Origin of the sequence: Agromyces protaetiae, from assembly GCF_004135405.1 — a bacterium.
In the GTDB taxonomy this organism is placed as follows: domain Bacteria; phylum Actinomycetota; class Actinomycetes; order Actinomycetales; family Microbacteriaceae; genus Agromyces; species Agromyces protaetiae.
In genome coordinates, this window is record NZ_CP035491.1 from 2,736,399 (window position 1) to 2,749,984 (window position 13,586).

The following is a 13,586-nucleotide window of genomic DNA, read 5'->3' on the forward strand; positions in this document are numbered from 1 at the left end:
TCAGGCGTCGATGCGGTCGCGGCTGAGCCCGCTCGCGCTGTCGATGATGAACTCCTTGCGGGGGGCGACCTCGTTGCCCATGAGGAGCTCGAAGACGCGGCCGGCCTGCTCGGCGTCGGAGACGCCGACCCTCCGAAGGGTGCGGTGGGCGGGGTCCATCGTCGTCTCTGCGAGCTGATCGGCGTCCATCTCGCCGAGACCCTTGTAGCGCTGCGGGGTGCCGAACTTCTTACCGCGGCGTTCGAGGTCTTTCGTGACCGCGATGAACTCGGCCTCGGAGTACGTGTAGATCGTCTCGTTGGGCTTCGAGCCGGGGTTCTGCACGACGAACCGGTGCAGCGGCGGCACCGCCGCGAACACCCGCCCTTCTTCGATCATCGGCCGCATGTAGCGGAAGAAGAGCGTGAGGAGGAGCGTGCGGATGTGGGCGCCGTCGACGTCGGCGTCGCTCATGATGATGACCTTGCCGTAGCGCGCCTGCGAGATTTCGAAGCTGCGCCCCGAGCCGGCGCCGATCGTCTGGATGATCGCCGCACATTCGGCGTTGCCGAGCATGTCGGCGATCGACGCCTTCTGGACATTGAGGATCTTGCCGCGGATCGGCAGGAGCGCCTGATGTTCGCTGTCGCGTGCGAGCTTCGCCGTGCCGAGGGCGGAGTCGCCCTCGACGATGAACAGTTCACTGTGCGCGACATCCGTCGACCGGCAGTCGGCGAGCTTCGCCGGAAGCGACGACGACTCGAGGGCGTTCTTGCGCCGCTGCGTCTCTTTGTGGGTGCGCGCCGAGATGCGGGCCTTCATCTCGGCGACGACCTTGTCGAGGACGAGCGAGGTCTGCGCCTTGTCGTCGCGCTTCGTCGAGGAGAATCGTTCGCCGAGCGCCTTCGCGACGACCGACGAGACGATCGCGCGAACTGCGGGCGTGCCGAGGACCTCTTTCGTCTGCCCTTCGAACTGCGGCTCCGCGAGTCGTACCGTCAGCACGACCGTGAGGCCGGCGAGGACGTCGTCTTTGTCGAGCTTGTCGGTGCCGACCTTGAGACGTCGGGCGTTCTGCTCGACCTGCGCGCGGATGAACTTGAGCAGCCCCTGTTCGAAGCCTGCGACGTGCGTGCCGCCCTTCGGTGTCGCGATGATGTTGACGAAGCTGCGGGCGATCGTGTCGTAGCCGGTGCCCCAGCGGAGCGCGATGTCGACGTGGCACTCGCGCTCGACCTCGGTCGGCACCATCGCCCCGCCCTCGGTGAGCACGGGCACGGTCTCTTTGAACCGGCCGTCGCCCGTGAGCCGCCAGACATCCGTGATGGGCGCGTCGGACGCGAGGTGCTCGACGAACTCCGAGATTCCGCCGTCGAACTTGAAGCGGTGCTCCTCGCGCTCATCGCCGCGCTCATCGATGATCGTGAGGCCGAGGCCGGGGACGAGGAAGGCGGTCTGGCGCGCCCGCCCGAGGAGCTCTTCGAACTGGAACGCCGCGCCGCGCGTGAAGATCTGCGTGTCGGCCCAATAGCGGATGCGTGTGCCGGTGACGGCCTTCGCGACCTTGCCCGTGACCGTGAGCGAACTCGCCTCTTCGAAGGGGTGGAAGGCCGCAGCGGGCGACGGGTCGCCCTTCCCGTCGTCGAATCGGCCGGGCTCGCCGCGGTGGAACGACATCGCCCACGTCTTGCCCTCACGGTCGACCTCGACGTCGAGTCGCTCCGAGAGCGCGTTGACGACCGACGCTCCGACACCGTGGAGTCCGCCCGAAGCCGCGTAGGAGCCCGACCCGAACTTGCCGCCCGCGTGGAGCTTCGTGAAGACGACCTCGACGCCCGTGAGCCCCGTCTTGGGCTCGACGTCGACGGGGATGCCGCGCGCGTGGTCGCGCACCTCGACGCTGTTGTCGCGATGCAGGATGACCTCGATCTCGGTGCCGTGCCCCGCGAGGGCCTCATCGACCGAGTTGTCGATGATCTCCCACAGGCAGTGCATGAGGCCGCGCGAGTCGGTCGACCCGATATACATGCCGGGTCGCTTTCGAACGGCCTCGAGGCCCTCGAGGACGGAAAGATGACGCGCGGAGTAGTCGGAGCTCACGTCGACCAAGCCTACTTATCGCGACCGACACTCCCGGCCAGGCGCTACGCGCTGAGCGAAACTCCCGGCACATGGGAAGGGAGTGCTCCCACGGCGTGTTTTCATTGCTATACGGAATTTCGAGCGTGCGCGAAGAGGAGGAGCCATGACGGAGTACACCGAGACCACCCGAGAGGTCGACGCCGAGGCTGCCTACGAGCTCACCGCCCTTGACCGGTGCGATGCGTGCGGCGCCCAGGCCTACATCCGCGTCGAGGTCGCGAGCGGCGAACTGCTGTTCTGCGCCCACCACGGGCGCAAGCACCAGGAGAAGCTCTCCCAGATCGCCCACTCGTGGCACGACGAGAGCAACCGCCTCCTCGTCGACACCCGCGACTGAGTCGGCACGACCTCAGACTTCACGACGAACGCCCCGCCGGATCGGCGGGGCGTTCGTCGTATGCGGAGGCGTTCGGCCGGTTGCGGTCGTCGGGTCGCTGTACGTCGACGTCGCGCACGAGGCATCCGGATGTCCCGAAGCCGCCTCAGCTCGGAAGTGTGACGCCCGCGGCCGCGAGCTGCGCCGCGCGCGCCTCGGCCGCGTACCCGTCGACCACGATCGCCGGCTCGCCCGGCGCGTATTCGACGCCGGCGCGCGACGCGACCTCGACGAGGATCGCATCCGCGAATGCAGGATTCTTCGCGAGCACCGGCCCGTGCAGGTGCGTGCCGAGCACCCAGCCCATGACGACGCCCTCCTGCCCGGAGCCGCGGCCGTTGCCCTCGCCCGCCACGATGCGCCCGAGCGGCGACGCCTCGGCCTGCACGTAGTCGCGCGCGTGGTTCTCGAAGCCGACGAGGTGGCCGAACCTGGGCGAACGGATGACGAGGTCGCCCGTCACGCGGGGTCCGGCGTGCGGAACTGCGCGACCCGGAAGGATGCCGAGGCCCTCGACGACGGTGCCGTCGGCGGACTCGACGCCCCAGCTCAGCAGTTCGTACCCCGTGCCGACCGCGAGGATCGGCACGCCCTCGGTGCCCAGCGACGGAACTCGTCGTGCATCGTCAAGAGGCGCGCGCGCGCGGCCTCGAGCGTCGAGTCGCTGCCCGATCCGACGACGATGGCGTCGACCCGATCGGGCAGCTCGCTCGCGTCTTCGACGCCGACGACGACGGCATCGTGGCCTGCCCAGCGGAGCCGCTGCGCGAGCACGGCGGCGTTCTGCGCGTCGCCGTTGGTGTCGAGGAGCGACGGCACGATGCTCAGGATCGTGAAGGTCATTCGGCCTCCGTGAGTCCGAGGTGGGCGCGGGTGCGGCGCATCGAGTCGGCGCTGAAGACGATCGTCTTGACACCCGACGCAGGAGCCGGTGCGGCGAGGAAGTCGTCGATCGCAGTGGGGAGGTCGGTCTCGACGCGGTCGATCGCGACCCCGTCGTAGGCGAGCATGAGCGCCGCTTCGTGCGCCTTCGAGCCGCTCACGATCGCGACGCGCCCGAGCGAGGATGCGTCGGCCGGCCAGAAGTAGGACGGGTCGCGCACGTCGGAGCCGATCGCGAAGAGGATCTGCTCGGTACCGGGTGCGATGCCGTCGACGTTGAGCTGGTAGCTCGCCGTGTTCTGGATGAGCACGAAGTCGACTTCTTGCCCGCGCACGGTGACGCGTTCGCCGCGCCCGAAGACGGCGGGGATCTCGCTCAACGCGCGGGCTGCGACATCCTGATCGAACCGCTCGCCGAGCGCCGCCTTCGCGGTCGCGTAGGCGGCTGCCGCGTCGACGCCGTAATGGATGCCTCGCGCGGGAAGCTGCACGTCGACGGATGCGTCACCGTCGCGCAGCACGGCCGATCGACCGTCGACCGCCTCGACCACGATGCCGTGGCGATCGCTGTCGCTCGCCAGCCGATCCTCGGCGGTGTCGGTGTATCCGAGTCCGCGCGGGGCGCCGTCGAGGACGGCCTGCGAGACGCCGAACCGCTTCACTTCGATGCCGTCGGGAACGCGCGCGGCGATCCGCTCGACGTTCGCATCGTCGGCGTTCACGACGACCGCTTCGCGCGCGCGCCCAGCGATGCGGGCGAGCATGCCGACGACCATCTGCGGATCGTGGAAGCGGTCGATCTGGTCGACCATGACGTTCGTGAGGGTCACGATGCGGGCATCGACGCCCTGCATGACGAGCGCACCGTGGCCCTCGTCCATCTCGAGCACGGCGATGTCGCCCGGGACCCGCCCGCGCCAGTCGGCGCGCTCGAGGAGCGCCGAGGTGAGGCCTTGGCTGATGTTCGCGGTCGACGGGTTGGTGAACACCGACGCGCCGTGCGCCCGCAGGATCGCGACGAGCATCTTCGTCGTCGTCGATTTGCCGGCAGAGCCCGTCACGACGACGAGTCCCTGCGGGAAGCCCGAGAGCGTGCGCTTCAGATAGCCGGGGGCGATGCGGTTGACGACGAGACCCGGAATCGCCGAACCGCCGCCCGGCTTGCGCAGCCGGGCGGCGAATCGGGTGAGTCTGCCGACGAGGATCGCCGGCGCGTATCGCAAGAGCGGCCTACTCGAGGTAGTCGCGGAGCGACTGCGAGCGCGACGGGTGGCGGAGCTTCGCCATCGTCTTCGACTCGATCTGTCGGATGCGCTCGCGCGTGACGCCGAAGGTGTCGCCGATCTGGTCGAGCGTCTTCGGCATGCCGTCGCCGAGGCCGAAGCGCATGCGGATGACGCCCGCCTCGCGCTCGGAGAGCGAGTCGAGGAGCGACTCGAGCTGCTTCTGCAGCATCGTGAAGCCCACGGCGTCGGCCGGGACGACCGCCTCGGTGTCTTCGATGAGGTCGCCGAACTCGCTGTCGCCGTCTTCACCGAGGGGCGTGTGCAGCGAGATCGGCTCGCGGCCGTACTTCTGCACCTCGATGACCTTCTCGGGGGTCATGTCGAGTTCGCGCGAGAGCTCTTCGGGGGTGGGTTCGCGCCCGAGGTCTTGCAGCATCTGACGCTGGACGCGGGCGAGCTTGTTGATGACCTCGACCATGTGCACGGGGATGCGGATCGTGCGGGCCTGGTCGGCCATGGCACGCGTGATCGCCTGGCGGATCCACCACGTCGCGTAGGTCGAGAACTTGAAGCCCTTCGTGTAGTCGAACTTCTCGACCGCACGGATGAGGCCCAGGTTGCCCTCCTGGATGAGGTCGAGGAACTGCATGCCGCGACCCGTGTAGCGCTTGGCGAGCGAGACCACGAGGCGCAGGTTCGCGCCGAGCAGGTGGCTCTTCGCACGCTGACCGTCTTTCGCGACCCACTGCAGCTCGCGACCGAGTTGCGTGCGCTTCTCGGGCTCGCTCATGTGCGAGAGCTTCTCCTCGGCGAACAGACCCGCCTCGATGCGCATCGCGAGCTCGACCTCTTCGGCCGCGTTCAGGAGCGCGACCTTGCCGATCTGCTTGAGGTAGTCCTTGACGGGGTCGGCCGTGGCGCCCGTGATGGCGCTCGAGTAGACCGGGACCTCGTCTTCGTCGTCGGCGGCGCGGAGTACGAGCGCACCGGTCGGGTGCGGCTCCGTCGGAATGGGCGCCGCGTCCTCCTCGTCGTCGGCGTCGGCTTCGTCTGCATCGGCCACGACCTCCGCGACCTCGACGGTCTCGACCGCGACGTCTTCGAGCTCTTCGGGGTCGACCTCGGCGTCGTCCTCGAGCTCGTCGTCGGTCTTCGGCTTCGCCTTCGAGCGCGTCGCCGCCTTGGCGGTCGCCGTGCGGGGCGTCTTCGAGGCCGTCTTGGGTGCGGTCTTGGAAGCCGAGGTCGACTTCGCCGCAGCGGTCTTCGCTGCCGGCTTCGCAGCCGCAGCAGTCTTCGCGGCGGGCTTCGCCGCCGTCTTCGCGGTCGTCGTCGACTTCGCCGACGTCGACGCGCGCTTCGCCGGAGCAGCCTTCGGGGCCTCAGCCTCGGCGGCGGTCGCGGACTTGGTTGCCATACGTTTTCGACCTCTCATCACCGTCGCGCGGGCGAGGCGCTCGAAGCGCCGGCACGTGCTGCGGGTCCGTGGATTTCGGACACTACAAGGACCCATGTCAAGTCCGCTGCGATTCGCTGTGCGAATCCGGACGAGAACGGGTCCTTCGCACCATTATACAAGCGCATCCCCTCCGGCCGCGCGAACCGACTCGTCGGCGCGCCGTCAGGCCCGTCACGATCATCTACAACGTGCGGGAGGCGTCGGGCATTCCGCAGGCGCTCGCGGGAGGCATCCGGATGTCCCGTGCCGAGCGCCGGCCCATACGACGCGACGCGACGCGACCGCTCAGTCGATCGCCGGCGAATCGTCGTCTCGACTCCGACGACGAGCGAGGAACTTCTCGAGCTCCGCGGCGATCTCATCGGCCGAGGGCAGCGCGCCGTCTTCGTCGGTCAGCGGTGAGCGGAGGCTCGTGCCCTCCATATAGGCGTCGTGCCGCTCCTCGAGTGTGCCGACGAGCTTCGCGAGCTCGGTGTTGTCGGACACTTGCTCGTCGATGCGCCCGAGGAACTCGCGCCCCTGCTCGCGCAGCGCGTCGGTCGGGAAGATGCGGCCGGTCGCGGCGCTGATGGCGTCGAGCGCTGCGAGCGCGGCGGCCGGATACTCGGCGTCAGCGAGGTAGTGGGGAACGAGGAGCACGAAGCCCGCGGTCGGATGACCGAGTTCTTGCAGCCTGACCTCGACGAGGTGGAGCGCGTTCGCGGGCGCCTCGGTCGTGGGGCGCCAGACCGACATCGACTCGACGAGTTCGGCGCGGTTGCCGCTCACCGTGACGCGGATCGGGCGCGTGTGCGGCACGGGCATGGGGATCGCATGCACCCACGTCGTCGACGACACGCCGAAACGCTCGACGAGCCACAGCACCGCCGCCGTGAAGGCCTCCCAGCGGAAGTCGGGCTCGAACCCCGTGAGCAGGAGGAACTGCTGCCCGATCTCGTCGGTCGCGAGCTCGAGCTGGAGGCCCGGAGCCCGGTACTCGGTGATGTGGTCGCCCTCGAAGAGGATGATCGGACGGCGCGCCCGGTAGTCGAGCAGCTCGTCGATGTCGAAGGTCGCGACGGTGATGAGATCGAGCTCGGAACGGAGGTATTCGTTCGTCTGCGACACCGCGGAACCCGCGTCGGCGAACCCCGTCAGACCGGCGACCAGCGGGAGTCCGCGGGGCACCTGGACGTCGGGGTTCAGCTCGAAGAGCGAGCGGGGATCGCGCATGCTTCCAGCGTACTGACGCCCGATGACGCGCCGCCCGGATGCGTCGTTCCGAGGCTGTGCCCAGAGCGAACACGTACGATCGACCCCATGCCGACTCCCCTGCTCACCCTGTCCGCCGCGCCCGCAACCGACTCCGATGCCGACGTCCTCCTCTTCTTCGCGACCGCCGGCGAAGCCGGTGCAGAGGTCCAGGCGCCCGAGGGTTTCGAGTGGGTGCAAGCCGCAGTCTCCTCGCTCGGCGCGAAGGGCTCGGCCGAGGAACTGACGCGGCTCCCAGGCCGCGAGGGCGCACCGCGCATCGTCGCGGTCGTCGGTACGGGCGACCAAGCGGATGCCCCGAGCCTCCGCCTCGCGGCCGGCGCGGCGCTGCGTGCGCTCGCCGACGTCGAGACCGTTGCCGTCGTCGCCCCCGCGTCGTCCGACGCTCAGGACGTCGCCGCTGCGCTCGAGGGCGCCGCTCTCGGCGCGTACCGCTATAACGCCTACCGGTCCGAGCCGAAGACCGGCGCGACCGCGATCGCCGCCCACACCCCGTTCACGGAGGCCGATCTGCACCTCGACCGGGTGCGCGCCGTCGTCGAGGCCGTCGCGACCACGAAGGACCTCGTCAACCAGTCCCCCGACGAGCTCTACCCCGAGGTCTTCGCCTCGCTCGCGACCGAAGCCGCCGAGGCCGCGGGGCTCGCCGTGAGGGTCTGGGACGACGCGGCGCTCCGCGCCGACGGGTTCGGCGGCATCGCGGGCGTCGGCCAGGGATCCTCGCGCGGACCTCGGCTCGTGCGCGTCGAGTACGCACCCGAGGGCGCCGACTTCACCCTCGCCCTCGTCGGCAAGGGCATCACGTTCGATTCGGGCGGACTCTCGCTCAAGCCCGGCGCGTCGATGATCGGCATGAAGGGCGACATGGCGGGCGCCGCCGCGGTGCTCCAGTCGACGCTCGCGGTTGCGAAGCTCGGCGCACCCGTGAAGATCGTCGCCTGGCTGTGCCTCGCCGAGAACCTCCCATCGGGCACCGCCATCCGACCGAACGACGTGCTCCGCATGTACGGCGGCAAGACCGTCGAGGTGCTGAACACCGACGCCGAGGGCCGACTCGTCATGGCCGACGCGCTCGTCGCCGCGAGCGAGGAGCAGCCGGACGCGATCATCGACGTCGCGACCCTCACGGGCGCTCAGCTCGTCGCGCTCGGCACCCGCATCTCGGGGCTCATGGGCGACACGACCCTCGTCGACCGCGTGCGCTCCGCCGCCGACGCCGTCGACGAAGCCGTCTGGCCGATGCCGCTCCCCGCGCACCTGAAGTCGCTCCTGAAGTCGGAGGTCGCGGACCTCGCGAACACGAAACTCGGTCAGGTGACCCCAGGGATGCTCCTCGCCGGCGTGTTCCTCCGCGAGTTCGTCGGCCGTCGCGAAGGCGAGGACGCCGAGCGGATCCCGTGGGCGCACCTCGACATCGCGGGCCCCGCCGACAACACCGGCGCGGGCTGGGGATTCACCGGCTCGGGCGCCACCGGCGCGGCCGTCCGGACGCTTGTGCAGTTGGGCGAGGACCTCGCCGCCAAGTAGTAAGGTCTCTAGGGCCGAAAACAGCCCGAGCAGCCTGCATCGTGAAGTCGCCGATGCAGTCGCGCCTGCGGATCCGCACAAGAAGGAGATATCCGGTTGTCCGAGCAGAACTTTGACCTGGTCGTCCTCGGAGGCGGCAGCGGCGGGTACGCGGCGGCGCTTCGCGCCGTCGAACTGGGCTCGACCGTCGCCCTGATCGAGAAGGACAAGCTCGGCGGCACCTGCCTCCACCGCGGCTGCATCCCGACCAAGGCGCTGCTCCACGCGGCCGAGGTCGCCGACAGCTCGCGAGAGTCCGCCAAGTTCGGCGTTCGTTCGACGTTCGAGGGCATCGACGTCGCGGCCGTCACGAGCTACCGCGAGGGCATCGTCTCGAGCAAGTGGAAGGGCCTGCAGGGCCTCATCAAGGCACGCGGCATCACCGTCGTCGAGGGCGAGGGCCGTCTCGTCGCCCCGAACGCCGTGCAGGTCGGCGACACCCGCTACGTCGGCAAGAACATCGTCCTCGCGACCGGTTCGTACTCGCGCTCGCTCCCCGGCCTCGAGATCGGCGGTCGCGTGATCACGAGCGAGCAGGCACTCGAGCTCGACTTCGTCCCGAACAAGGTCGCCGTCCTCGGCGGCGGCGTCATCGGCGTCGAGTTCGCGAGCGTCTGGAAGTCGTTCGGCGCCGACGTCACGATCATCGAAGCGCTCCCCCACCTCGTCCCCAACGAGGAGGAGTCGATCTCGAAGCAGCTCGAGCGCGCCTTCCGCAAGCGCGGCATCGAGTACAAGCTCGGCGTCCGCTTCCAGAGCGTCGTCCAGAACGACCAGGGCGTCGTCGTGACGCTCGAGAACGGCGAGACCGTCGAGGCCGAGCTCCTGCTCGTCGCCGTCGGCCGCGGCCCCGTGACCGCGGGCCTCGGCTACGAAGAGGCCGGCGTCACGATCGACCGCGGCTTCGTCATCACCGACGAGCGCCTCCGCACCTCGGTGCCCGGCATCTACGCCGTCGGCGACATCGTCCCCGGCCTCCAGCTCGCGCACCGCGGGTTCCAGCAGGGCATCTTCGTCGCCGAAGAGATCGCGGGCCTGAACCCGATCGTCGTCGAAGACGTGAACATCCCCAAGGTCACCTACTGCGAGCCCGAGGTCGCTTCGGTCGGCTACACCGAGGCGAAGGCCGCCGAGAAGTTCGGCGCCGACCAGGTCTCGTCGTACGACTACAACCTCGCGGGCAACGGCAAGAGCCACATCCTCGAGACGAGCGGCTCGATCAAGGTGGTCCGCCTCAACGACGGCCCCATCGTCGGCGTCCACATGATCGGCGCCCGCGTCGGCGAGCTCATCGGCGAAGCCCAGCTCGCCGTCAACTGGGAGGCGTACCCCGAGGACGTCGCTCCCTTCATCCACGCGCACCCCACGCAGAACGAGGCCCTCGGCGAGGCGTTCCTCAAGCTCGCGGGCAAGCCGCTCCACGCGCTCTGATCAGCGCATTTCAATACGACTGCAATAAGCTAAACGCGTCCAACGCTGTGAAGGAGACCACCGCAATGAGCGTATCCGTCAGCCTCCCGGCACTCGGTGAGAGTGTCACTGAAGGCACGGTCACCCGCTGGCTCAAGAACGTCGGCGACCGTGTCGAGGTCGACGAGCCTCTGCTCGAGGTCTCGACCGACAAGGTCGACACCGAGATCCCGTCGCCGGTCGCCGGTGTCATCGAGGCGATCCTCGTCCAAGAAGACGAGACCGTCGAGGTCGGTGCACCGCTCGTGACCATCGGCGACGGGTCGGCCGAGGCCGCTCCCGCCGCGCCCGAGGCACCTGCCGCCGCTCCGGCCCCGGCACCGGCTCCCGTCGTCGAGGCGCCTGCCGCACCGGCACCCGCCCCGGTGGTCGAGGCTCCAGCCGCGCCCACCGCACCGGCGCCGGCCCCCGTCGTCGAAGCACCGGCTGCCCCCGCGACACCGGCTCCCGTCGCCGCACCGCCCGCAGCGCCCGCTCCGGCACCCGTGGTCGAGGCCCCGGCCGCACCCGCCGCCCCGGCGCCTGCACCCGCCGCTCCCGTCGTGGCACCGCCGGCCGCGGCCGCTCCGGCGCCCGTGGTCGAGGCTCCGGCCGCACCCGCTGCTCCGGTCGCCGAGGCTCCCTCCGCGGGCGCGCACGCCGGCGGCTCGGGCTACGTGACGCCGATCGTCCGCAAGCTCGCGAACGAGCAGGGCGTCGACCTCACGAGCGTCACCGGCACCGGTGTCGGCGGCCGCATCCGCAAGCAGGACGTGCTCGCCGCACAGCCGGCCGCCGCCGCACCCGCGGCGGCTGCGCGTCCCGTGCTCGAGACGTCGCCGCTCCGCGGCACGACCGTCCCGATGACGCGCCTCCGCAAGGTCGTCGCCGAGCGCGCCGTCGTCTCGATGACCTCGACCGCGCAGCTCACCTCGGTCGTCGAGGTCGACGTGACGAAGGTCGCCCGTCTCCGCGACAAGGTGAAGGGCGACTTCCTCGCGAAGACGGGCAACAAGCTCTCGTTCCTGCCGTTCTTCGCACTCGCCGCCGCCGAGGCGCTCCGCGCCTACCCGATCATCAACTCGACGGTCGACGGCGACTCCATCGTCTACCCCGCGCAGGAGAACATCTCGATCGCGGTCGACACCGAGCGCGGCCTTCTCACCCCCGTCGTCCGTGACGCGAGTTCGCTCGACATCGCGGGCCTCGCGGCGCAGATCGCCGACTTGGCCGAGCGCACGCGCAACAACCAGCTCAAGCCCGACGAGCTCTCGGGCGGCACGTTCACGCTGACCAACACCGGTTCGCGCGGCGCGCTCTTCGACACGCCCGTCGTGTTCCTCCCGCAGTCGGCGATCCTCGGCACGGGAATCGTCGTGAAGCGCCCGGTCGTGCTCTCGCAGGACGGCCAGGACACGATCGCGATCCGTTCGATGGTCTACCTCGCCCTGTCGTACGACCACCGCATCATCGACGGCGCCGACGCCGCCCGCTTCCTCACCGCGGTCAAGGACCGCCTCGAGAGCGGCGATTTCGAGGGCGACCTCGGCATCTAGTCGAAGATCTCGCGCAAGCGCCACCCGGCCTCGGTCCTCATCATGAGGACCGAGGCCGGTTCGCGTTCGGCCGCGGCGAACGGCACCTCGACGAGGAAGGCGTCGCCCATCGTCCCGGTGACGTGCGCTCCGGCCAGGTCGTAGTCCTCGACATCGACCGCGTCTCCCTGCTGGCCTGCGGCGATCGCTGCCCGATCGGCTGCCTCGAGCGTCGAACCCGCATCGACGACGCCGTCGAGGCACGCAAGGTCGAGTCGCTCGAGGCACTCGGCACGTTCGGCGAGGAGTCGAGCGGCTTCTGCGATGGGGTCCTCTTCGCCGACGACGCCTGAGGTTCGACTCGAATCGTCGGGGGCTGACGGGCGTGCCCTGGCGTCAGCGGCCGGAGCCGCGTCCGACTCCGAACTCCGTCCCGCGCCGGTCGTTTCGATCGGCGCGCCGATCAGGCCGGTCGGGTCGGCATGCGCCGGGCTCGTGCTGCCGTCACTCGGCGGCACGAGCGTGAGAAGCAGCACGAGCGCGCCACCGCCGACGAGCCCGGCGACGAGCAGTTTCGGGCGGTGACGGCGCAACGCGCCGACGAGGCGGACTCGCCACGCAACGAGGATCGACGGCTCGAGGCCGAACTCCGCGCCCACGACGGCCGAGGCCGGACCCGGCTGCGATGCGGGTGCAACCGTCGCGTCGGCGGCAGCTTCGTGCGCGTCCACGCCCAACCGACCGCCGCTCTTCCCGAGGCCGAGGATCCGCGGAAGGATCCGGCCGAGCGCCTCCAGGCGGCTCCGACGCTCGCGTCCATCCCGAGGTGCTCGAACGCCACCGCCGCGCTCGGCGTGCTGCCATCGCGGCGCCTCGGCAGCACCCGCGACCGGCACGGCCGACCGGACCGGCAGCGGATCTGCGAGCGCGAAGAGCATCCGTTCGATCTCGGCCGTGCACGAGCGGAACGGTCGAGCCGCGAGTCGTTCCCGAAGCAGGCTCGAGACCGGTGCGAGTGCTCCGGCCGGACGGGTCGCGCCCGCGACATCCTCGATGAGCGCTGCGAACGATTCGTGCATCTGCCGCACCGTCGCCGTCCACGCCGTTCCCTCGCCGCCGAGGTCTGCGGCACGGACGAGCGCGCCCGTGCCGATGAGACGAGGGCGCCCATGCTCGTCGAAGAGCACGTCGGCGGCGCTGAGCCGGGTGTGCGCGAGTCCGCGACGCTCGAGCGCCCCGATCGCGACGGCGATCGGGGCAAGGATCGTGACGGCTTCGCCTGGCATGAGATTCGTCGTGAGCACGAGCTGCGCGAGCGATGCTCCTGCCAGCCGTTCGACGAAGAGGCAGGTCCGACCGTCGGGCAGCACGGCGAGGTCGATGAGTCGCGGGAGCGCGGAGCCCTCCGCCATCGCCTCGACCTCGACGGCGATGGCGTGTTGGTCGGCTGCGGCATCGTACAGGCGGAGGACCGCGAGTCGAGCGGCCGACGCGGCACCCGCGGCGGCATCGTCCGCCTCGCCGGTCTCGTCGAGCTCGCCCGCGGCCTCATCGGTGACGAGATGGAGCGACGCGCGATCGCCGTCGGCGAGCCGGCGGACGACGCGGAATCCCGCGATCCGCTCGGCCGCCGCGGAGGCAGCCGAGTCGATCGGGACGGGAGTGACAGGCGGGTGGGATCGACGACGCATCCTCCGATGCTCGTCCGCGCGCCACGCGCAGGC

At 70.1% G+C, this 13,586-nt stretch carries 11 protein-coding genes; 4 read left to right on the forward strand and 7 right to left on the reverse strand.

All coding sequences use genetic code 11. The features are described 5' to 3' along the window. Positions 1-2,079, reverse strand: coding sequence for a DNA gyrase/topoisomerase IV subunit B (locus ET445_RS12735; protein WP_129191622.1), 2,079 nt, complete (start codon positions 2,077-2,079; stop codon positions 1-3). Positions 2,080-2,224: 145 nt separating this feature from the next. Here ET445_RS12735 and ET445_RS12740 point away from each other — a divergent pair, with 145 nt between their 5' ends. After that, a complete protein-coding gene (locus ET445_RS12740; protein WP_129191623.1) occupies positions 2,225-2,458 on the forward strand; it encodes a DUF7455 domain-containing protein in 234 nt (77 codons plus the stop codon). A 145-nt stretch (positions 2,459-2,603) separates the two neighbouring features. On the opposite strand, the gene ET445_RS17290 is transcribed toward ET445_RS12740, so the two are convergent. The 5 genes from ET445_RS17290 to ET445_RS12760 all read right to left on the reverse strand — a co-directional run bounded on the left by ET445_RS17290 (position 2,604) and on the right by ET445_RS12760 (position 7,273). Further along, on the reverse strand, positions 2,604-3,086 hold the full coding sequence (locus ET445_RS17290) for a hypothetical protein (protein WP_165314396.1): 483 nt from the start codon (positions 3,084-3,086) through the stop codon (positions 2,604-2,606). After that, on the reverse strand, positions 3,047-3,340 hold the full coding sequence (locus ET445_RS17295; RefSeq protein ID WP_165314397.1) for a hypothetical protein: 294 nt from the start codon (positions 3,338-3,340) through the stop codon (positions 3,047-3,049). Before ET445_RS17295 ends, ET445_RS17290 begins: the two co-directional genes overlap by 40 nt. Continuing rightward, positions 3,337-4,602, reverse strand: a complete 1,266-nt coding sequence (locus ET445_RS12750; protein ID WP_129191625.1) for a Mur ligase family protein — start codon at positions 4,600-4,602, stop codon at positions 3,337-3,339. The genes ET445_RS17295 and ET445_RS12750 overlap by 4 nt, the downstream gene beginning before the upstream one ends. A gap of 7 nt (positions 4,603-4,609) precedes the next feature. Next, a complete protein-coding gene (locus tag ET445_RS12755; RefSeq protein ID WP_129191626.1) occupies positions 4,610-6,037 on the reverse strand; it encodes an RNA polymerase sigma factor in 1,428 nt (475 codons plus the stop codon). 309 nt (positions 6,038-6,346) lie between these two features. Continuing rightward, positions 6,347-7,273 (reverse strand): proteasome assembly chaperone family protein, encoded by a 927-nt coding sequence (locus ET445_RS12760; RefSeq protein ID WP_129191627.1) that lies wholly within the window; start codon positions 7,271-7,273, stop codon positions 6,347-6,349. Positions 7,274-7,360: 87 nt separating this feature from the next. On the opposite strand from ET445_RS12760, the gene ET445_RS12765 reads away from it, so the two are divergent. The 3 genes from ET445_RS12765 to sucB all read left to right on the forward strand — a co-directional run bounded on the left by ET445_RS12765 (position 7,361) and on the right by sucB (position 11,883). Continuing rightward, positions 7,361-8,839 (forward strand): leucyl aminopeptidase, encoded by a 1,479-nt coding sequence (locus ET445_RS12765; RefSeq protein ID WP_129191628.1) that lies wholly within the window; start codon positions 7,361-7,363, stop codon positions 8,837-8,839. Between the two features lie 96 nt (positions 8,840-8,935). Further along, complete coding sequence (lpdA, locus tag ET445_RS12770; RefSeq protein WP_129191629.1) at positions 8,936-10,309, forward strand: dihydrolipoyl dehydrogenase; 1,374 nt, start codon at positions 8,936-8,938, stop codon at positions 10,307-10,309. A gap of 65 nt (positions 10,310-10,374) precedes the next feature. Continuing rightward, entirely contained in the window at positions 10,375-11,883 is a 1,509-nt protein-coding gene (sucB, locus tag ET445_RS12775) for a 2-oxoglutarate dehydrogenase, E2 component, dihydrolipoamide succinyltransferase (protein WP_129191630.1), read from the forward strand. Here the strand turns inward: sucB and ET445_RS12780 are convergent. Continuing rightward, positions 11,880-13,553, reverse strand: a complete 1,674-nt coding sequence (locus tag ET445_RS12780; protein ID WP_129191631.1) for a protein kinase family protein — start codon at positions 13,551-13,553, stop codon at positions 11,880-11,882. The genes sucB and ET445_RS12780 overlap by 4 nt on opposite strands. Positions 13,554-13,586 lie beyond the last annotated feature (33 nt).